The 20,104-nt window shown below is 52.9% G+C and carries 28 protein-coding genes; all 28 read right to left on the reverse strand.

The genetic code is table 11. The features are described 5' to 3' along the window. Window positions 1–29: 29 nt before the first annotated feature. The 28 genes from FNY10_RS08860 to FNY10_RS08990 all read right to left on the reverse strand — a co-directional run bounded on the left by FNY10_RS08860 (window position 30) and on the right by FNY10_RS08990 (window position 20,068). A complete protein-coding gene (locus tag FNY10_RS08860) occupies window positions 30–476 on the reverse strand; it encodes a phage tail assembly chaperone (RefSeq protein ID WP_160704854.1) in 447 nt (148 codons plus the stop codon). Between the two features lie 3 nt (window positions 477–479). After that, window positions 480–920 carry a phage structural protein gene (locus tag FNY10_RS08865; RefSeq protein WP_160704853.1) on the reverse strand — a complete coding sequence of 147 codons (441 nt, stop codon included), beginning with the start codon at window positions 918–920 and terminating at the stop codon, window positions 480–482. Between the two features lie 9 nt (window positions 921–929). Then, entirely contained in the window at window positions 930–2,081 is a 1,152-nt protein-coding gene (locus tag FNY10_RS08870; RefSeq protein ID WP_160704852.1) for a DUF3383 family protein, read from the reverse strand. Between the two features lies 1 nt (window position 2,082). Continuing rightward, the gene (locus tag FNY10_RS08875; protein WP_160704851.1) at window positions 2,083–2,649 is read right to left on the reverse strand and encodes an LIC_12616 family protein; all 567 of its coding nucleotides are present in this window, start codon (window positions 2,647–2,649) and stop codon (window positions 2,083–2,085) included. Next, window positions 2,642–3,046 carry a head-tail adaptor gene (locus FNY10_RS08880; protein ID WP_160704850.1) on the reverse strand — a complete coding sequence of 135 codons (405 nt, stop codon included), beginning with the start codon at window positions 3,044–3,046 and terminating at the stop codon, window positions 2,642–2,644. Before FNY10_RS08880 ends, FNY10_RS08875 begins: the two co-directional genes overlap by 8 nt. Next, the gene (locus FNY10_RS08885) at window positions 3,046–3,552 is read right to left on the reverse strand and encodes a hypothetical protein (RefSeq protein ID WP_160704849.1); all 507 of its coding nucleotides are present in this window, start codon (window positions 3,550–3,552) and stop codon (window positions 3,046–3,048) included. Before FNY10_RS08885 ends, FNY10_RS08880 begins: the two co-directional genes overlap by 1 nt. Next, the gene (locus tag FNY10_RS08890) at window positions 3,549–3,959 is read right to left on the reverse strand and encodes a DUF4054 domain-containing protein (protein WP_160704848.1); all 411 of its coding nucleotides are present in this window, start codon (window positions 3,957–3,959) and stop codon (window positions 3,549–3,551) included. Before FNY10_RS08890 ends, FNY10_RS08885 begins: the two co-directional genes overlap by 4 nt. Continuing rightward, a complete protein-coding gene (locus FNY10_RS08895) occupies window positions 3,928–4,284 on the reverse strand; it encodes an STY1053 family phage-associated protein (protein WP_160704847.1) in 357 nt (118 codons plus the stop codon). Before FNY10_RS08895 ends, FNY10_RS08890 begins: the two co-directional genes overlap by 32 nt. A gap of 47 nt (window positions 4,285–4,331) precedes the next feature. Then, window positions 4,332–5,279: a DUF2184 domain-containing protein gene (locus tag FNY10_RS08900; RefSeq protein WP_160704845.1), complete on the reverse strand. Its 948-nt coding sequence runs from the start codon at window positions 5,277–5,279 to the stop codon at window positions 4,332–4,334. Window positions 5,280–5,289: 10 nt separating this feature from the next. Then, the gene (locus FNY10_RS08905; protein ID WP_160704843.1) at window positions 5,290–5,793 is read right to left on the reverse strand and encodes a hypothetical protein; all 504 of its coding nucleotides are present in this window, start codon (window positions 5,791–5,793) and stop codon (window positions 5,290–5,292) included. An 11-nt stretch (window positions 5,794–5,804) separates the two neighbouring features. Further along, window positions 5,805–7,088 carry a DUF2213 domain-containing protein gene (locus FNY10_RS08910; protein ID WP_160704841.1) on the reverse strand — a complete coding sequence of 428 codons (1,284 nt, stop codon included), beginning with the start codon at window positions 7,086–7,088 and terminating at the stop codon, window positions 5,805–5,807. A 9-nt stretch (window positions 7,089–7,097) separates the two neighbouring features. Beyond that, window positions 7,098–7,292 (reverse strand): hypothetical protein, encoded by a 195-nt coding sequence (locus FNY10_RS08915; RefSeq protein ID WP_085332301.1) that lies wholly within the window; start codon window positions 7,290–7,292, stop codon window positions 7,098–7,100. 255 nt (window positions 7,293–7,547) lie between these two features. Continuing rightward, window positions 7,548–8,096 (reverse strand): phage minor head protein, encoded by a 549-nt coding sequence (locus tag FNY10_RS08920; protein ID WP_160704886.1) that lies wholly within the window; start codon window positions 8,094–8,096, stop codon window positions 7,548–7,550. A gap of 55 nt (window positions 8,097–8,151) precedes the next feature. Continuing rightward, on the reverse strand, window positions 8,152–9,621 hold the full coding sequence (locus tag FNY10_RS08925) for a DUF1073 domain-containing protein (protein ID WP_160704839.1): 1,470 nt from the start codon (window positions 9,619–9,621) through the stop codon (window positions 8,152–8,154). A gap of 1 nt (window position 9,622) precedes the next feature. Then, window positions 9,623–11,239, reverse strand: a complete 1,617-nt coding sequence (locus tag FNY10_RS08930; protein WP_160704837.1) for a TerL protein — start codon at window positions 11,237–11,239, stop codon at window positions 9,623–9,625. A gap of 199 nt (window positions 11,240–11,438) precedes the next feature. After that, a complete protein-coding gene (locus FNY10_RS08935) occupies window positions 11,439–12,041 on the reverse strand; it encodes a hypothetical protein (protein ID WP_160704835.1) in 603 nt (200 codons plus the stop codon). Between the two features lie 244 nt (window positions 12,042–12,285). After that, window positions 12,286–13,290 carry a tyrosine-type recombinase/integrase gene (locus FNY10_RS08940; RefSeq protein WP_160704833.1) on the reverse strand — a complete coding sequence of 335 codons (1,005 nt, stop codon included), beginning with the start codon at window positions 13,288–13,290 and terminating at the stop codon, window positions 12,286–12,288. A 64-nt stretch (window positions 13,291–13,354) separates the two neighbouring features. Next, a complete protein-coding gene (locus FNY10_RS08945) occupies window positions 13,355–13,783 on the reverse strand; it encodes a hypothetical protein (protein ID WP_160704831.1) in 429 nt (142 codons plus the stop codon). 76 nt (window positions 13,784–13,859) lie between these two features. Next, window positions 13,860–14,321, reverse strand: a complete 462-nt coding sequence (locus FNY10_RS08950) for a lysis protein (RefSeq protein WP_160704829.1) — start codon at window positions 14,319–14,321, stop codon at window positions 13,860–13,862. Further along, window positions 14,318–14,620, reverse strand: coding sequence for a hypothetical protein (locus tag FNY10_RS08955; protein ID WP_160704827.1), 303 nt, complete (start codon window positions 14,618–14,620; stop codon window positions 14,318–14,320). Before FNY10_RS08955 ends, FNY10_RS08950 begins: the two co-directional genes overlap by 4 nt. Continuing rightward, window positions 14,617–15,114, reverse strand: coding sequence for a lysozyme (locus FNY10_RS08960; RefSeq protein ID WP_160704825.1), 498 nt, complete (start codon window positions 15,112–15,114; stop codon window positions 14,617–14,619). The genes FNY10_RS08955 and FNY10_RS08960 overlap by 4 nt, the downstream gene beginning before the upstream one ends. Continuing rightward, window positions 15,114–15,329 carry a class II holin family protein gene (locus FNY10_RS08965; RefSeq protein ID WP_131050591.1) on the reverse strand — a complete coding sequence of 72 codons (216 nt, stop codon included), beginning with the start codon at window positions 15,327–15,329 and terminating at the stop codon, window positions 15,114–15,116. The genes FNY10_RS08960 and FNY10_RS08965 overlap by 1 nt, the downstream gene beginning before the upstream one ends. A 235-nt stretch (window positions 15,330–15,564) precedes the next feature. After that, entirely contained in the window at window positions 15,565–15,759 is a 195-nt protein-coding gene (locus FNY10_RS08970) for a hypothetical protein (RefSeq protein ID WP_160704824.1), read from the reverse strand. Between the two features lie 205 nt (window positions 15,760–15,964). Further along, on the reverse strand, window positions 15,965–16,747 hold the full coding sequence (locus FNY10_RS08975; RefSeq protein WP_160704822.1) for an antitermination protein: 783 nt from the start codon (window positions 16,745–16,747) through the stop codon (window positions 15,965–15,967). Continuing rightward, on the reverse strand, window positions 16,744–16,878 hold the full coding sequence (locus tag FNY10_RS27175; protein ID WP_255493184.1) for a hypothetical protein: 135 nt from the start codon (window positions 16,876–16,878) through the stop codon (window positions 16,744–16,746). Before FNY10_RS27175 ends, FNY10_RS08975 begins: the two co-directional genes overlap by 4 nt. 2 nt (window positions 16,879–16,880) lie before the next feature. Continuing rightward, the gene (locus FNY10_RS08980) at window positions 16,881–18,752 is read right to left on the reverse strand and encodes a toprim domain-containing protein (protein ID WP_160704820.1); all 1,872 of its coding nucleotides are present in this window, start codon (window positions 18,750–18,752) and stop codon (window positions 16,881–16,883) included. Between the two features lie 103 nt (window positions 18,753–18,855). Next, complete coding sequence (locus FNY10_RS08985) at window positions 18,856–19,875, reverse strand: hypothetical protein (RefSeq protein ID WP_160704818.1); 1,020 nt, start codon at window positions 19,873–19,875, stop codon at window positions 18,856–18,858. Next, complete coding sequence (locus tag FNY10_RS08990) at window positions 19,868–20,068, reverse strand: DUF4222 domain-containing protein (RefSeq protein WP_160704816.1); 201 nt, start codon at window positions 20,066–20,068, stop codon at window positions 19,868–19,870. The genes FNY10_RS08985 and FNY10_RS08990 overlap by 8 nt, the downstream gene beginning before the upstream one ends. Window positions 20,069–20,104 lie beyond the last annotated feature (36 nt).

Genomic DNA, 20,104 nt, shown 5'->3' on the forward strand with positions numbered 1-20,104 from the left:
TCCATCAGGCAAAGAATCCAGCGCTATTCCTATTTCGGGTCTGGCATCTCTTTGTCGCGTGGTTCTGGCAAAAAATTTCCCAGACTGTCGGCGACCACCCGCGCCACCAACTGCAGCATGCTAAACAGGTCGATGTCGTCAAACATCAGTTCGCCACTGCGGAATACGGGCGCCCACGTTTTACCATTTTGGCGCACGACCACAGCCAGGCACGGATGAATAATGGCATTGGTGTCCTCTTCACTGAGTTTTGACACCTCGTCAGCGATACGCGGTAGCAGGGTATTAAATACCGGCTCCAGCTTATCCAGACTGCCGCTATCGAGTTGAGCGCTGGCAGGTAGCAATGCTTTGATGCTGGAGAAATCTGACATCAGGCCCGCGAGGATCGGAAGTAGTTTTCGGGATACCTTCAGCTGGTCAAATACGCCCAGCTTGTTGGCGCGATAATTCACGCCATTGATTGTGCATTCCATCTGTTAAAACTCCCCCAGCAGTTCATCAATTTTTCCGCCGTCAAACACCCATGCGACCGTCCCGGCGGCTTTCGGGTTGTTCCAGTCCGGTTGTTTCTGGAAAGCTACGCTGCGCGCCGTCACGATGTCGCCACTGACTTTGTTACGCAGAACAATGATGTTGTTACCCCAGAGCGCGGAGGACTGGCTCTGTGCGTTGTACATCAGCGACAACTTTTTATTGACCGGGGAGGTCTTCAGCAGCGTAACGGTAATAGTGCCGCTCTTACCGCCGTGCAGACTATGCATAACCTCGCCATCAGCACCAACAGTCATGGTGTTTTTGGCTTCGGTCATAGCTACGACAATCCCCTCTTCGGAGTTCGCCGATCCGGAACCAAGCTCTATCGAACCCGTCGGCCCGGTAAACGTGCCGGATACATCAAGAAAAGAATAAGCAGACATGGTCTCTCCTTAGCGAACCACAGTGATTGCCACGCTGCCGTAATGGACAGCGCCAGCCAGTTTCCCGGCGACCTGAATAGGCACGCCTTTACGCGCTTCGCGATCGACCTGAAGCTGGTCATCAACGTTTTCCGCCCAGGTGTAATAACCCTTCGTCAGCGTGTCGCCCGTATTCAACTGACCGATTGGCTTGCCAGTCCATTTACCCGGCGCAAACAGCCCGTTCTTGACGGCTTTATCAAGCACCAGCTCAATGTTCGCAATACGAGTGGTGGTACCAGCGTCGGTCTGCGGTATTTTGGTTGTGCTGGTATAGAGCGTATTGAAGTCGGCGGTCTGGACCGCGTTCTGCAGCCAGTCGAGGCCGTGACGCTCGTCGAAGAAATCACCATTCGCCATGACGCCCTGCTCAAGAATCGCCGTATCGTTCTCGTAGTAGACGTAAACGTTACAGTTCTTCGCTTCCAGGTTATTGGCCTGTGATGTGCCGAGGGTTTCGTAGGTAATGCCAGGCTGCTGTTTGAACTTCAGGGTGATCGTCGTGTTGCTACCGGTGAAATCGACAGTGAAGGCACGGGCAAAGGCAGATAAAGCGGCGTAGCGGCTGCTGGTTGAATACTGGGTAAAGGTTCGGCTGTATTTCGCCGCCTTCAGTTTAGAAGCCAGATCCGTCGTTGTGGCCGCATCCAGAATCGTCGCCTCAGCAGTGGTAATGCCAAAGATGCGCGATACGGTAGACGCTTCGATAGCTGCTGATACGGAGATAATAGCTGCGTCGTCCGGGTAGTCATCCGCCGGAACCGCCAGATGAAGACCATACCAGGCGTTGTAGTCCATCAGCGCATTAACAGCCTGCAGCAACGTTTCTACAGCGCCGGTCTCGCCGGTTTCCAGTTTCTTAACCCAGCGCCCGACATAAACCAGGGCGGGCTGTGGCTGTTGAGAGAACCAGATAACAGCGGCTTTATACTCTTCGCTGTCTACCCCGAAATCATCGCCGATATCATCAGGAGCAGAATAAGCCCGGAGGCGTTCAGCAATCGGGATGACGGTTGAGTCACCCAGAATAAGCATCGAGCCAAAATTGCGCCCCTGCGCGGCCCGTGCGGAAAGCGTCACCGTCACATCAGTGATACGGTTAAGGGGAAGCCCTTTTTCCATGTTAGTCTCCGGTAATTATTTTAACGTTCGCGTCGATGACGGATTCAGCAACTACAGATTTAACGTTGTAGGTACGGGTGTTTTTGCGGGAAAGGGTCACGGTCAGGTCGTACCGGCGCACCCACTGGTTATTGATCAATTCGGGGAGGTTGCGAATTTCTCCGGCATCCACCAGCGACAAACCTGAGATTCGTCGGAACGTATCTGAGTTTTGCTCTATAAACATTCCATCGCGAAAGCGCGTGGCCATCGCAGAACCGCCAGGACCGTAGAAACAGAACAGAGCCTGGATATTCTCCCACGACCATTGTTCGCTTTGCTCGTCGCTGACCTGGGTGTTTGCTGGCATACCTGGACGAGACAGCGTGGCGAAGTTGAAACCGCACCATGTTTCCCCGTTTACTGGTATCTTGGGTTGCGGATCTGTGAATCGGGGAAGCACCATATTAACTGGCATTCCCGTCACCCCTCTCACCCAACGACTCAGTTGCTTTTCCAGGTCCTTATCGTAATCAGGAGCATCACCGACGGGGGTAAGATAGCCGGGCTCTGTGCTGTCGTTACTCAACGGGAATACCTCCGTTAAATTCCAGCAGTTCGCAATGTGCCTGCACGAAACCAGCACCGTATCGGGTGTACGGATCGACAAACGTCACGCGGTACCGACGCCCGCTATAAATAACGATATCGGCGTCCAGTTCCGGCGTTGTGTCGCTGGCCGGCATCCCCTGGGTAAGCCTGAACTGCGTCACGATAAGGATGGCGCCGTTGATATTCTGCCCTGCTGCCATACGCTTTGCTTCCAGCGCGCGGTCAACGGTCACCACTCCAGAGAACGGGATTTCATGCGGCGTATTGATCGGATAGTTATCTTCGTCAACCGTCTGCACCTGCCGATGACAGAACAGAGAAAGGTCGACAAAATCCGGATCAAGCAGGACATCCGTCACATCGAGAAAAGGCATTATTTTTTCCTCACGACGTACTGAATTGCCCGGAACAGGAACCCGCGGGCGCGAAGTGGCTTATCGCCGAGGATAGGTGGCTTCATTGCCCGGCGTTTCTGGATGGTTTTTTCAGAAAGTGGCATCAATCGGTCACCCGCTTCAATGACGGCTTTTGAGGCATCCCGTGCTATCTGGCCGGCGGCTTCAAGATGCTGCTCTGCCGCACCAGCTTTACCTTCAAGCGCAGCCTGAGCAGCCAGCTTTAACCGCTCGGTGGTTTTATCCCGTGAATCCTCTATACCCATATCCAGAAATGGCCTGGGGGGCAGAGTCACGGTTTCCCCGTCGATCTCTACTGTGGCGCCTGTCGATTGCAGATATCCCAGCTCAGCGTTACTCAGCGGTGCGTCTTCGCGCTGTGGGCCAGCAGGTATACCTACCAGCACATCAGTGCCTGAAAGCTGCTTTAGTGCATCCAGAACGCCAGCGTAATTGTCCGAACGTATCGTGAGTCCGGACTTCATAGCAGTTGTCTGCCGCCGGCGCCGAACATCGACCACCACCAGAAGAACTCACGTCCGTAGCCGGTATTGTTCCAGAACCCCGCATCGGGATTAATAATGCCCGAGACGTCGTAACTGGCGCTGACCTTATCTACCGACTTTGACGCAAGCACACCCCCGCTCGATGAGTTCACCCCACCGCCGATAGCCGACGTTGCAATCGCCCGCCCGCGCAGTTCGGTATAGTGCGCAACGAAAAGCTCAGCGAGATAAATGAACTGGTCGCCCAGCACGTCCTGATTGAGAATGACATCAGCCTGCCCCAGGTAAAAAGTCACTGCGGGCTCAGGATAGCGGGTGGTATCGGCGAACTCAGGGAAGTCGGCGCGGAACTGATTACTTGTTGGTAGAAGACTGTTTTTTGGCATTGCCAGTCTCCTGATTTTCATCGGTAGTGACAGGGTTTTCAGTAGCGGACTTCAGGTCAGCGATTTCTTTGTCCTTTTCGGCAATCTGGTTTAACAGCTCAGCGTTAGCACTTTCCAGAGAGGCAATATAGGCCTTCATGTCAGCGTTAGCTGCTTCAAGCTGCTCCGCCTCGGCATCGTCGATCTGCTTTGCATAAGCTTCAAAGGCCCAGTGCGATTTCACACTACCCGGGAACTCAGAGCCGCTGTGAACGCCCTTACTGATTTCAAACTTTGAACCATCCGCAAAGCTTAACGTTGCGGCAGCAGTTACGAGATACTTCATTTGATCACTCCATTAAGGGGCGAGGCTTCCCTCACCCTCATTGGTTATCAGGATGCCGGAACGTCCAGGTAAGAGAGCGCATTGGAATACGGCACTTCAACCTGTCCCAGTTTTCCGTAGTACACGGTCAGTTGCTGCATGCTGCGATACTCCAGCGGTGTGTTCAGCAGCGGCACCATCGGGAAGCGGATGTATTTTTCATCCTGAGTGTACGCGACGATGCGATGGGAACCGCCCGCACCACGTTTTGACGCCCATTTAATGGAGACGATCTCCAGCGGTTCGCCGTTTTCCTGAAACGCGATGCTGTTGATTTTCACGTACTCCAGCACGGAGATGTTACCGGCAGAGGAAACCTTTTTAATGGTCAGCAAGCCGAACAGCTCCGGGGCCAGGCCGATTTTTGCAGGGCATACCGCATAACCGGAGCGCATCCATACATCGGTCAGCAACAGGTTAATATCCTGCAGGATGACGTCTGGATCGGTTGTAGCGGTCCACGCTGCGGCAGCAGCCAGCGGTGTGATGTCTGGCAGGTTAAGCATACCGGGCACACCCAGTCCAGAGTCACCGATATACACCTGCTCGTCGGTATCCATGTTCCACTTCAGCTTCATCGCTTCATACTTCTGGGTATCGATAGGACGCCCCAGTTTCTGTGCAGATGCCAGTTCAAGGACGGTCCACGATACTTCCGTCGCCCACGGCGTGAGGTTGTTACGCGTCGGTTCAATATTCAGTTCCGGGCCAGGCGTTGCCGTACCCTTCTTACCCATCCAGTTTTTACCCATCGGGTTTGGGCCGCCGACACTGGAAAAATCGGTATTGGTAAAGGACGAAACTTCATCCGCGATGGAGATATCGCTACGCAGTGGCATGTCGCGGGTCCACTTAACGGACACCAGCGGCATGTTCAGCGTCTGATCCATGCGCTCCAGCTCGCCGACAACAAAAGCGCCGGTAGAGTCGATGGTCGCTCTGTCAACTGTAAACATTCATTCTTCCTCAGATGTTAAATGCAATTTCGATACGGCCGTCGGCTTCGCCTGGCCCCATTACCTCTGCATTCGTCAGCTGAGGTGTGTTTGCTGCAGTAGCATCCTGTGTCAGCACAAAGGAGCCGACAGGGCTTGCAGTCGTGCCCGCAGTGACGCGCACATATACCGGATCGCCTTTTTTCGCCGCAGCCGCGTTACCTGCAGTCGCCTTGACGCAGATGTATCCACGCTTCAGGTTGTCACCGACCTGGTTAGCAGTGATGCCGAGGTAAGCCAGATCGGGGGCGGAGGTGATCGGGAACGGACGAACGAAAATCCCTTTCACTTTGGCGATGGTGTCGCCATCTGCCAGCGGAACGAACTGATCGTTCACGTATTTACCCGGCAGGCCGTAGGTTGAAAATAAGTTGGTGTGGTCCAGCGTGACCGGCTCAATAGTCAGATCTCGCGGGCGCGTTACTCCACCGACAAACCCAAGGGGCATGCGGGTTAAATATGCTTTTCCAGCCATGTTGAATTACCTTATTTGCGCTTGTTCCAGAAATCGGCGTTGATCTTGTTCAGCTCAGCCGGGGACATGTTTTTGGTGCTGGGGTTGCTGTCGGTTGTACGAACACTGTTATTCAGCGGCGACAGATGGTTTTTGGCCTTGTTGATTTCGACAGCGGCCTTAAATACAGCGTCCACCGTGGACTTTGGCGCTTTGGTGAAATCATCAACGCCAAACGCTTTCAGGCTGTCACCGGTGCGCATAGCGTGGCTCAACACCTGGCGTTTAAGACCTTTGTCGCCGTTAGGCTGGAAGCCGGGACAGATGATTTCAGCGTCAGCGATGATGTTGCGTTTAAACGCCGCATCGCCTGTCACTTTCTTATCTTCTTCCGCGTCTTCGTCACCGGTAGGGGTGCCTTCCGGATCCGGGTCCGCGTCGGTGGTCTTACCTTCCAGTGCGTCGATACGGGCGATCAGCGCCTGAGCCCACTCAGGCACACCTTCGTCGCTGGTTTTCTCTTTCCCTGAGTTGTCGCCAGGCGTTTCGTCCGTGGTGGTCCGGTTTTCGGTCGGCAGCGCGGTAGCCTGTGACGGCACGTTGATGTTGATAGTCGGACCGGGGATAGAGCCCATGCCATCAGACGGCATGTCCGGCGCTTCGTCGATGAGCTTCGCTAACGCGTCCTCATCTTTCGTCTTAATGGCCTTAGCCAAGCTTTTAAACCATGACATTATTGGCTTTTCCTTTCTTAACGTTGATGGGACTGAATCCCCGATTGCACAGCGGCCGCCAGCTCTCCCCCGGTCGATGCCGACAGCGAGATGGTTCCCGGTGATTTGGTATTGCTTCCCCTTGCCCGGGGAAAGTTGTTTGTATTTGGCGTCGTAGCCGCAGCTGACGTCTGTATAACCAGCCTGAATGGCGTCGATAGCCTCCTGACGCTTAACCAGCACATCAGCTATCAGCAGGTCTGACTTATCGCCAGTACCGCGGCGAACGTTCTGGATATGTCCGTGGGCCAGTTCGGAGTAGTTTGAAGGGTTTACAAAGACGATTTCACCGTTCACCCCTTCTGGATGCTCCAGGGTGACAGCAACACCTTCAAAGCTCGCCATCGTCTCCGGGGAGAAAACCTCATCCTCGGTACGCCACACCGTTACGGTGCCGGTAAGCGGGTCTGGATCGATGTCCACCTCTTCCGGCAAATAGATTTGCGTGCCTGTTCTGGCGATCGGGACGTCTTTGCACAACAAAGAGCCATCAGCCTGCAGGTATCGCGTCTCCCCCAGTCGGGCGGTAAAGTAATATTTCATGGTGCCTCGCTAAATGAGCGCGGGGTCAGCGTTGCGAATGAACTCACGGAGCAGCGCCTTAACCTGGCGGACGTTACCGCGACCTGTGGCTTTTAACTCTGAGAGCTCGCCAGCGGCGCGATAACGCGCGGTGATACCGCCTATCGATATTTCGATAACCCTGCGGTCGCCGGCTCGCTTTGATTCGATATGGACCTTTTTCATTCTCACCTCTTCGGGCAACAAAAAAGGCCGCTCAGAGGCGACCTTCGGTAAAGGGATAATTGTTCAAAATAGCGGGCTATTTAACATAATGGTTCTTACCCGCACCAACGAAAATGAACTGGATTGAAATGTCCCGTTAAAGCCGCAAAAGACCAGGTTTTGTCGGTGGTTTCGGCCTCTTTTTCACCACAACATTTTGGTAACATTTCACGGGTTTGATAGTTAAGCCAGATTGGCAGGGATAAGCCATGTTTTTCACTTTCTCGGTTCAGGTATCTGCACTTCTGACCAGCATTTGCAGTTAGGCAGGCAACCGGCATGCCCGGTCATTCCGTCAAGCGTCGGCGGGTTATCCCAACGCACAAACTTATCTTTCATCTTGCGGTGCGATGGTCGGGTGCCGGCGCCTTCAATGCGCCACCAGTAGCCCTCAGAGCCAACGGCCAGCGCTCGCGCCTGTGTCAGCGCTCCGGTAGCGCGGCCTATCTCCGTACGGGCTATCATTCGCGCCCTGCTGGCTGCCACGCCGCCCGTTTCCATAATCATCTCGTAGAGTTGATCCGGGCGCTCGCCATTCACCATCGCCTCAATAGCTCGGGTCTGGATATCACGCACCCGGTCGGCCGACTCCAGAGGCAGAGATTTCATCAGCTGAATCTGCCGATAAACGATATCCTGCGCCACCTGTCCGACGGGCGTATTCCCAATCACGTCGCGCAGACCCGCGCCTATCTCTTCGGAGACTGACCGCCATTGCTGCCATTCTTCCTGCTCCACCTGGGCGAACATCTTCTTGCCGACCATTTCCGCCCAGTCGTCGATCACCCCGGAGTAGTCAACCAGAGATTTAGTAATGCTCTCAGCGCTTGCCTGTGAACCATCGTATGAACCCGTTACGATTTGGTTTATCTGGTCGACTATCGCCAGTAGGCTTTTCTGATACTGGCGTTCCGACCGGCGGCGGAGGTTGGGTTTCAGATTCAGCCTCCTCCCACTGGGCTTTCGCATCTTCAATATCCTTGTCAGTGATTGAACCGCCGATGCCGATCACATCGGAGATATTCCGCAGGTCGTTCATGGCTGCGTGGACCGGCATAATCTGGCGGTCTACCAGCGCAGTGAGCGCCGTAGCGACGTTGTTAGCCATTGTTGAGCGGTCGGTATCAGACATCTCCCAGAGCTTGTTAAACTCAAAGGTGAAATCGTCTGGCAGTGACTGGCCGAACAACGATCGCCAGCTGACATCGAGCAACTTGCGTACATGCCTACGTAACCGGCGCTCCTGCAGCGAGTTAACGCGGCTGTAGTAGTTTTCCAGGTCACCATCGCCGGTATTGAACCCCGCGGGAGACTGGCCGAACAGGCGAACCAGCGGGATACCTGTTGCGCCCGAGACCTGCTCAGCGAAGCGCAGAAGTACGTCCGCCACGCCCGCGAACGAATAGCTGTGAGTCTCGAATTTGTCCGAGGCATCCATGAGGGTCATCCCCTCGATAGTCTGGAACTCGCGGATCATGTCCAGATGACGCATCAATCCCTTTTCCAGATCCCCGCCGGTAGCCAGTATCGTGCGTAATTTTTCGATGCTGTAGGTACGCAGGTGGGCCTTGTGGATGAGCTGAGTTGTGCCAACCGTCGCCGTATCGAATGCCTGAATGCGTTCAAATATGCGTTCGACAACCGACATACCCCAGCCGTTTTCTGTCTGGGCCTGTTGGAATGGTAACGAGTCGCCCTCCATTCGGATGAGGCGACTATGATGGATTCTCCAGGGGGGAATCCCCTGCTGGTTAACAACCACCTTGTAGAATTTCGGTTTACCGAACTCTGGGCCGTAGTCAGTCACTAGATTGTTGTAGGACGGGTTTACCATCCAGCGATCCAGTGCCATCACACCTTTAAATTGCCCCTCTTTGATGCGGTCGATATTTAATGGCGTGGACATATCCTGACCATCAATCAGCATGACCAAAATCGCGCCGCCGTACAGTCGTGACCACTTCAGAACATCGTTCAACCCATCCCAGATAGCGAAGTCATCCCAGAAGGTTTCTACCTTGCCCTTCTGACCTGGCTCCAGTTTTGAGCTGATGCTAATCCCCTTTCGGGTCATGTCATCGGCCATAGAGTCAACACCAGCGCCCACCAGAAACGATGACCGGTAGGCAAATTCCAGCATCACACGGTCGCGCGTGATATAGCCAGGCACGTACGTGCCACCGGTCTGGATATTCTGAGTATTAGTGCCGAGTTTTGCGGTGAAGTTGTTGTACCCGTCAGCTGTCCTAACGGGCTGTTGTGCGCCGTTCTGGCGTTTCTTACGGGACATATTAAGCTCCGGCCAGTTTGGCCCAGATATCAAGGGATGAATCCATCGGCGCGTAGTTAATCATCACTGAGTCGGCCAGATTGGGTGACTTCGTGCCTTCAGGTTGTTTGTCCACAAGGATTTTGCCAACGGTATTTCTTGACCAGGTGGGTTGAGATAGTTCCATCAAAAGCCGGTCTTTATTTTCCATCGTGCTGCTGATTGAAATAATCTGATCGGGGTCGTAATTCATCCCCTGAAGCGCACGAAAGGTGTTGCGAAACAGCTTTCGAAGATGCCACCAGCCCTGAGCTTTAGCATTCGCAAACATATCTTTGTTCAGTCGGGCTGGCTTTCCGTTATCGCCGGGAACGGCTTCATCTTCCGGATCAAAGACGCTGCCGCTACCACGGAAAGGCGTGGCGGTGATATAGCCCAGCCTTTCTGCCTGGCGAAGCTCGTTAATCACCCGAGCATCACCGCGAGCGCCAGCACCCAGACCATCCTCATCGAAACGGAACTCATCAAGGCCAAAATCATCGCAGTAGCCAAAGACCTTGACGACTGAGGCATAGATGTCACTCCCCTCGCCAGACCATTCTTTAACGTCATGCAGAAGAAAGCCGTAACGTGCCGAGAAGCTGTTTTTATCCTTACCTTCGTCCGCAACGTCCATCGCCCCAAGACGCTGGCCACTGGGCTGAATACCCAACTTGATATGAGCATCAACAGCAGCCTGCACCCACTCGGAAGGAATCAGGATACCTTCGGCTGATGCCTGATAGTTCAGGTCCAGCTCCTGAGCAACGATGACCGGGTTATCAATTTTCTCGCACTCCTTGCGGTACCACTCCTCGTCCTTACGCGGGTCGCTACGCCAGTGGAATGTGAATACCGGAATTTTCCCGCTATGGCGCTTTTGCGCAAAGGGGTTGCTCATGCCATTGACAGAAGAGAGATCGATACGGCAGCGCGTAGTTTGCGAAAGCGCTGCATCAATCAGCAGTGGCCGCTGAAGGAATGCCGCCTCATCGACAAAATAGAGAGTCGTACGGTCACCACGGCCAATGTTATCGCCCGCTTCACCTTTGATTACCGCCCCCGTGTCCGGAAATTCAACACGCATATACGGAGCGTGCTTCTTTTCCATCCAGGACCCGCGGAACTCGACGGGCAGCATTTCAACAAACTTACGCGCCTTCCAGAACAGTGCTTTCGGGTCGCCGGTACTGTCGACATATTCCTCTTTGCGGGAACCGAAGCCGATCACCATTTCTTTGTTGAACAGGCAGAGAGAACAGGCCAGGCCGATAGAGGTCCAGCTCAGCCCCATTTCACGGCTCTTTTCTGTTAGCCCGTGTTCGAGTTGGATACGGCGCTCCATGATCCAGTTAATCCACTCCTCCTGTCTGGGGAAGAGCAAAAATGGAATGGTAGCCGGCAATCCATAATCGAGGTTACGCGGGTCAGTAGTCATCCCCCAGTCGATGATGAACTGGGCCGGGTTCGTCCGGTAAAACTCTTTTAGCGCCGGTAGAAAGCCGGGGTTTTCCCTAATGCGCTGCAGGCGCTCCATCCTCCACTCAAAAACCATGTTGTAATCAGGATTTTTGAAGTCAAAAGGGAAAGGCAGCGGCATGAGATAATTTCCTAAAAATCGACCCGATTTAACATAATGACTGTTACCCGCACCAGCCGGATCCCTCCCATGATGAAATGTCCGCCAAAGGCTTATTTCGTCAGGATAAGTAGCAAAAAGTGCGTGAATAAAACGTGCATAAACAGGGCCAAAAAGTGCATAGCATTTTTTCCGTTCGAGATGCCTGTTTTTGCATTTTTCAGCCCATGAATTTTTTGTAGAGATCGGCCGCTTCGAGTGGTGTCAGTTTTTCAGCGTCTGCTTTGGCTGTTGCTTCGATATTGGTGAACGATTCGAATATTTTCGGCGCTTCCAGTTCCATAAGCAGGGTTTCCGGAAGTTTTATCCCCTCGGACTCAAGTAGCTGAGCTGCCTCCAGCGCGGTATACTTCCCGGCAACCTTATGCTTCATCACGTCACGAAGCACATCACGAAGCCGATCTTCCTCCCCGTACACGCTGCGACCGAGCCCAAGGGATTTGGCAAATAGGGCAACATCGTTGTGCGTTGGTAGCACATCTTCAACAGTAGTCTTTACACCATCAGGCGAAGTGGTGATGGTTTTCCGCTTGCGAACGTCCAGACTTTTACCCGCGACGTTGTTTATCTTCTCCGCCAGCACTTCGCGAGCCTCGCTGAAAGCACGCTCGAAGTCGATATTCTCTTTTCGCCAGCGGCGGATCGTCGTCTCATCCACACCTAAGCGCTGAGCAACCATTCGGTTGCTGATCTTGCTGCGGGCTAATGCCATGTCCATAACGATACCGACGTAGGCTTTTTTGAAGCTTTTTTTAGGAGCCATACGCCCGCCCAAGTCAAGGTGTTTATTTTTTGTTCAAATCTCAATTTCCCGGATCCGAGTGCGGCGTATCACGCTGCAATTTCTGGCTTGCAGGCCTCGTCCTCTCTGGTGCCAAGTGCGGCATATCAAAGGGGGTAAAAATGCGGCATATCGTGTTTTTTGGCAAAACTGCGATTTGATGCTCTCAGGCCGCATGAAATGGGGAGATAGTGGATCGCTATACCATTTCCATTTTGTGGATAACTCAGTCCAGATCCATATCTACTGACTCGTTAAAAAGATGCCCGTAAACATCGATGGTGATCCTGATACTCGAATGACCAATCAGACGGGAAATCTTCATAATATCCACCCCTTTTTCAGCCAGGCGAGAAACCGCAAAATGCCGGAGATGATGAAAACATCGGATATCGAAAGCCTGTAGCGATTTATACAGCGCCCCCTGAGTCCCGTAGCAGGTCGATAACGGTCCACCAGTAAACTGGTTCGCTATCAGCGGGTGTGTTGTACCGATAAGCGATTTATCGAGTAAATCAAAAAGCTCGTGGGGCATTCTTACCCGGCGTTCGACACCTCGCTTCAGACCATCGCAGATAACACCATCCACTACGTGACGGCGGATGTGAATCCAGTCCTCAGAGACATCAGCATAGGTAACGGCGAGTACCTCACCAATTCGCAACCCACAAATTCCCAGCCAGCACGCGATACGTTCGCGCTGCGGGGCAGCATTCAGCAATTGACGAACCGTCGCTTTTGATGGAATGGTGATAGGTTTACGCTTGCGCTTCACGGCTTTTTTAACCGGGTTAAAGTTGATCAGCTTCTTTTCAAGCAAAAGGAAGTAAGCAGAACGAACCCAGCGATGGCAGCCAGTCCGAACAGAATCAGCAATATCATAATGAGAAATATTTAATATATTCCTACTCAATATTTCGCCATCTATAGCAAGAATATCATGTCGGCATTTTTTGTAACTGGATAAGCGGATCTGATTTGTTTCAACTTTATTGAACTGATGCCCAAGGAAAAACATTAACAGTTTCTTTAAATTCCATGAATTATCGATACCGCTCCAGTTAGCAGTTCGACAATCCAGTTCAGCATTCTGTTTTTGCCAGAAAAGATGTGCGGCATCATCAATATTCTTAAAAATTCGGCGGCGCCCATGACCGGATTTTTCATCCTTCCAGTGGACGTAATATTTTGATTGTCCATTGGTATCAGTGGATTCTTTTATCGAAGCCATACTGAACAATCCTCAATAATTGACATTATTGAGGCCACTCCGTGAAATGACCTCTGTAATGCCTTTATACTTCGCCGTCTTTTTTTGCTGGGTGATATGGCATCGAGATCACGCTAGAAACCTCATCAGCCGCCACTAAAATTTTACCCTCCAGCTCAGGAGTGGCGCTGGCACTGAAGTAACGGGAGTGCAGGTCAAACATCTCATTCGACCGATACCCTGTAATGGCACCACCTGATTTTTTGTAAAAGACAACGTGATAAACCGGCTCGTCTACCTTTAAGGTTCTCAGGAAATCGCCGAACTGTTTGTTTACCTGAGCTATTGTTTTCTCAACATCAGTGGTATCCAGTTCAATTTTGACCTTGAATGTTTGAAGGTTTTCGTCTTTCACCCGAACTTCACCATCTACCCCTCGCTCGCTAATGCCGGGAATAGGGCCAAGATTAGTGATATGTTCACCGGCGCGACCTATGTTATTTCGGTTTGTCATGACTTTATCCTGTCTGGGTTTCGGGTAAGGGCTTCTTCCCGCTATAGAATGTGAAATCAGAAGCATGCTTGCTCCTTTATTTCAAACACTGCGTGCGAATGTAGTCCTGCAAATAATTCACTTGCCCGGTGATTGTGTCGATTCGCTCTCTGAGGGTGAAATAATCCCGTTCAGCGGAGTCAGTAAGTCGGGGGCCGGAAGCATCGCCCACGCCGCTGGTGCCGGTCGCTCCGTCCGAGGGACATTTTGCGTTGAGCTGCAGCCGACGCTTGCCAGAAGCAACATCACGCTCAAGCTGATCGATAGTGGCTTTAGCATCTGCCAGTTCTCCTGTGTATTTCGCATCCAACGCAGCGACATCGCGCTGACGGGTCTGCATATCGGTGATAGTGGCGTTCGCCAGATTCAGCGCCCGTGTTTTCTCGTCGCGCTGGCGCTTATATTCGGTGGCGTTGGTGTGGTAGTGACTGGCAAGCCACCCGAGACAGACAATCAGGCAGATAACCACTGCGCTGATAATTGCGGTTAAGCGGCTCATCGCTCATCCCTTACTGATTGCGAAACCTTGCCAACCATCTCGCTATGCGCTCCTACCTCAGAAATCCCGATACCGCTAATGCCGATGTATTCCTTCCCGGTCTGCTTATCCTGTATGAGGTAGACACCCCGCCAGTTTCCGTATGCAAGCTCATCACGAAATTCCGACATCTGTGTCACCCTGATACGATCTGCATCTGCAGAAAGCTGGGATGAAACAGCCATCATTGATTTTGCAGGGGTTGGGCCAGCATCACAGGCAGACAGCAATAACGCTAATATAACCATGATTATTTTCATCTTTGCCCCCATAAACACACTTCGCGCTCAATCTCGCGGCGCGTTACAAGGCCCTTCCAGATAACCTTCTTGGCATAAATCCAGACTCGCAGTTGGTCACACGCGCCTTTCTGGTCGCCCTGGTTGATTTTGCGCAGCAGCGTTGAGGTCTGGAAATTGCTAGCGCCAACGTTATAGGCGAACGAGTACAGTGCCCCACGCATAGTTTCGGGGATCGGCTGTTTGATGTAAGGGTTAATCTGGCGGGCGACGGTGTTCAGGTCTTTATTGAGCAGCGCTCGACACTCTGCCTCAGTGTAGGTTTTACCGAGCAGGATATCTTTGCCAGTGTGGCCATAGCAGACCGTCCAGACGCCGACTACATCCTGGTACGGCTTATACCGCACACCCTCAAGCCCATCGTTACCAGTCGGCCCGGCAATAAGCGCTGACGCAATGGCAATAGCACCGCCGCCAACAGCTGCAATGACACTTTTTCGAAGTGCTGGAGACATTATTCACCCCTTGCAGCTTTACGCCGGTCTTCTTTGATTTTGAAATACAAATTTGTCAGGTAGGTAAGGAAACCGAATACCAGACTCCCAAGAACGCCAATGGCAGCCCACTGGGATGGGGATACTTTGTCGAGCAGTTGTAGCATCCAGAACCCCGCGCTACCTGCGGACGAGCCGTAGGCAATGCCTGTAGTGAGTTTGTCCATTCTGTGCATGCTCCACCTCCGTTGATGACGGATGGCGCTGTGTGAAAGGAATAGGCGGGCTCTGCGCGAGCGCCCGACGGGTGGGTTATGAGCCGTTGTCGGTGAGCCCTGTATTGGTAATGGCCGCCAGATGGATTAACGACAACGCACAGAGTGAGTGACGTTCTGGCGGCACAAATGAAAAAGGCCACGCAAATGCGCAGCCTTAAAATGAAAAACTCATTATTCGGAGGTGAAGAAAAAATTAGATAGGCAACTTCTTGGGTCTGCCCATGTGGTAAGTCACACGACTACTTTTACCGCCGTCATCCCAAGCTAAAATGCTTTCGGATATTTTAATAATCACCCACCCCTTGGATAGGGCGATGTTTACTTGATCAATATCTTCAGTAGTTCGAACTTCCTCAACGCTACCCAAAAAACCTTCATCTGCATCCATCGAAATACCCTCGGCTAAAAAATAAATCATACCAAAGGAATAGATGTAATAGTGTTTTCCAGATAACAAAAACCCCGCCAGGCGGCAGGGTTTCAATGATTATTTTCGTATGGGCGCTATATCCCACGATTGAAAGCATACAGGACACTTTTATGCAAAGTCAACACTAACGTTTAAAAAATTGCCGCCATCTGTTTCGATCACATTAGTAAGTTGTTGCCTTCTCAAATTCAGCCGCGGCCTGTCTCTCTCCTTTGTGAAGCATATCCACCAGTCCCTCATAGAACGGCTTCCAGTTGCGTGACCATGAGGACTGATGTAAGTCAGGTATGTACATCTGGATCGCCCGGTGTGCGTTCGCTGACTTGACGCTGGTGAAACCATTTCCCGAACAGCGCTCACAGGTTTTATATACCGGCACTCCCTGCTCTTTTGTCGCGTTGCGGTCCAGCACCTGACCAGAACCACCGCAACGGCAGCGGGCGTTAATGACCCCCTTCCCGCCGCATACAACGCACTGCCGTATTACCATCTCGCGCCTGATAATTGGGGCTACAATCTCCTGGCCGTCGTTTTTGTGTATTCCAGGGTGTTTAACAACCTCCTCAACTGATTTGGTTACACCGGCCCCTTCGCATGTCTTGCAGATCCCGGTAGTTTCAGCTGAACGGGAATACTCAGCAAAAGCAAACTGCGCCAGTACCAGGCAGCAGCGCCCCAGCGCAGTACCAGCGGCCTTGCGAACGTTTTTTGGTGCCGTCTCAAGGGCATGCCGCGCCAGCGCCTGAACCGCCAACTGCTCATCGGTTTTACTGATGCCAGCCTTACCGAAGAACGCCGCCAGCCCGAACCGCGCCCGACTGCTGGTCACCCCGATCCCGGTCATGACGTCTGTTCCGTTCAGGCGATTCGGCGATGTGCTTTTCACGTCGTCGCTGATATGCATGCCCTGCGGGCTGAAGTGTTTTAGAGATGCTTCCAGTTTCATACTTTCCCCTTAGCGTCCACATCAACACCGCCGAACGACAAGGGATCATCAAACTCAGATTCCTGCGGAGTGGCCTGCGCTTTCAGGCACTGATCGTTCTCGATTGCTTCTTTTAAAACCTCGGTTGTCATGCTCAGTACCTCGTAACGTTATCAGCGTCCCACTCAATATCGAGTTCGCTTTGTTGTTTACCGACCAGGTAGTTAAACGGCCCCTTATCGCCTTCAAGAAACTGGTGTGACCGGGCGTCAAAGGTGGCGCCGATGTCACCAATCCACCCTTCACCCTCTCGCTGTTTCAGCAGGCGTATCATTGACGCTGGCATCTGGATGGCGGTTTGTTCGTCCTTGTCCAGACTCTCATACCCCATGCGATCAGCCTTGCGCTGCGCCAGTTCGCGCGGGATGTTCCGCCATACGGCCATTACGTTGTCAGGCATGTCAGTTAATGCGCCGGTGCCTTTAACGTCCATTTTCCCCGTAGGTGCCGCTTCGTTGGTTTTGCGGGCGTGTGTGACCAGAAGGACATGGCAGTTATGCTCGTTTTTGAAGTCGCACAGGGTATCGATAAATTCTTTCTGTCCGCCGTAATCCTCCTCATCGAGTCCGCATTTCGCCAGGTTGTCGATCACAAACAGGTCAATCCCATACCGGCGGCGGGCGTAGGCGAAGATTTCCAGCAGGCGTCCGGCCTTCGCGGTGCCGGTAAGCTTGAACACCCACAGGCGATCGGAGAACCACTCATTCGTCGTGACGATTTCTTCGCGTTTCGGCGAGGCGGTGCAGATGGTCTGGCGGGTCAGGCGGGCCAGCATTTTCCCAGGCTTCAGTTCCAGAGAGGCGACGCACGTCCGGACATCCTGACTCATCGCGTCTACAGCGATATGTCCAACCAGTTCCGTTTTACCGTGGCCGTTCACCCCGTTAACCAGAGTCAGCTCGCCGGCGCGGAACTTGAAATTGCTGTTCAATGACGCCCATGGACTGGTGAAAAGGCCGACATCGCGATGCTCGAAAGCATCAATGGTTTCCTGAAGCAGATCGCCGGCGGAGCACAGTTCGTCAGGATCAAAGAATTTCGCCGTACCCAGGCAGTTCCAGACATCATCCTCGCTCATACCGGCCATCAGGCATTCGTTGATATCTTTGTGCGGCAGCTCAACCATTCGGCAACGGTGCTCACCCAGGCGGCGGGCGATTTCTTTCGCGGCTTCGCGCCCCACGTCGTCGTTGTCCAGGCTCAACCAGATTTCCTCGAAGCGGTCCAGATTGTGATATTCATACTCGATCCACTGCTGTTTGGCCCCCTTCCCGCCGCCGAACGGTACCGACAGTGCGCTGATACCCAACTGCGAGTAAGTCATACAGTCGATTTCACCCTCGCACAGCACGACGGCGCGGGCTTTGGCGTCCATAGCCTGCCAGCCGAATAAACTCGGTTCGCAGTCAGCCTCGGCCATGATGAGTTTTTTTCCGTTCGGGCGTTCGGTACCGATGCGCTTAACCTGCAGCAGGTCACCGTTACGAAGATACGGAAACGCCACCGCCGGTACTTCGCGGTTTTCGTCGTGGTGCCAGACCACCGCATCGGAAACGCGAAACTGGTCGGCTGTCTCGCGAGTGATTCCGCGGGAGGCCAGATAGTCGTAGCAATGGTTCGCCTTTTTGACGCCCTTCTTCGTTGGTCGGGAGAATGTTTTTTTCTTGGATTCGAAGTGGTGATCGTCGTCTTTCAGGCCCAGGAACTCTTTCGCCTCCCGCATAGCATCGTGCAGCTGACAGTTGCGCACCAGAATCCACAAATCCAGCAGATCGCCGCTATCGCCACTGGCAAAATCTGACCACGCCTTTTTCCCACCCAGGTTGATTTTGAGGCTTTTCCCCGTATCGCCGTTGGTATTACCCGCACACCACTCTTTTCCTTCCAGATGCCCGCGAGGCAGCAGATATTTCGCCACCCTCTCGGCGTTGTCCCACAGTTTTTCGGATAGTTCAGCCGGGCCCATTAGATACTCCGTAAATCAAATTTGATGAAACACCATGTCACGAATCCTTCGCGCAAAATGCCGCGGTTATAACCGGCAACCAACATGCGTTTCAGGATGGTTTTCATGGGCGGTTTGCTCCGCGTTTGAGGCGGTCAATAGCGGCCTGATTGATAAACACCTCGGCGGACCCGTCGTTGGATTTGGCATACCAGGCACCTGTCGCGCCACCGTCGCTGGCGGGACTGCCCGACGCTGAAGCGTCTGCTGGTTTTTGATCGTTCCATCGCTCACCGTTGAGGTATGACGTTGGCAGAAGTTTGTCGAAGCCCAACTGCTGCGCCGCAGCCCTGATCCGAATATCCTCAGCCAGCATGCCAGCGAACTCTTCAGCCGTTCCCCGGGTTGTTTTTTTCCAGTCGCGGTATTTTGTTCGGAATGCCGTGCGGGCTTTGACCTTTGCGTCCTTCCTGAGCCCTGCCCCCCAAAAAATATTCTCGAAGGCGACGTCGACCGTATCTGGTTCTCCAGTTCCGGCAGATTCGCCTTCAGGAACCTCCTGTGCAGGCTGGTCCTTCTGACCATCAGAACAATCGCCACCAGTCCGATCCGAATCGGACATGATATTTTGATCTTGTTCTTTCTCTTGCTCCTGTTCTTGCTCTTGGCTTGCAAGCCCCTTAGAAGCCCCTTCCGGTTCGGGTTCGTTTACCGGGGTATTTCCCCGGCGAATTGTCATGTGGTAATGGGTTTGATACTTATCGTAAAACATTGACAAAAATGGGTTTTCTGGCTGTGCGTTGTACTCGTTTTGAACGCCAGGGCAACGCTTATCTTTCGGGCTAAGATTGCTCCCGATCTGATGCGCCGCCATTTCAGGCACCCATACCATTTCGGACTGCTCGTCGTAATGGCAAAACCCGGCTTCGATGGCGCTTGCAAGCCCCTTAGAAGCCCCTTCGATACCCAAACCAGTTTCATGCGCAATAAACATTAAGGGCATGTAATAAAGGCCGATCATGTTGGCGTGAGGATTGGTTAGCAGATAAAGCGAAACCAGCTGAGCTTCCGCGCCTGCAGTTCGCAATGTTTTACCTGTTCGTCCAATCCAAAACTGAGGAGACACTTTTCCGTAATCACGCATCTGCCTTCTCCTGAACCCTCGTAAAGTACTGTTGAAACTTCCAGACTGGCTGCATGCACTCATGCGGATAATCCGGTCTGGTGAAATAGACCTGTTGCTTTTCGCGGTTCCAGCCAGTGACGTGCACGGTTACACCTCGCGGGTCGCGATAAAGCATATCGAGCGTCTTAATGGCGTCCGTTTCTGGAAACATACGGCTCACCTGCGCTTGATTTGTAATCGAATATTC

It is taken from the genome of Klebsiella sp. Lac1 (genome assembly GCF_009825425.1).
Taxonomy (GTDB): domain Bacteria; phylum Pseudomonadota; class Gammaproteobacteria; order Enterobacterales; family Enterobacteriaceae; genus Klebsiella; species Klebsiella electrica.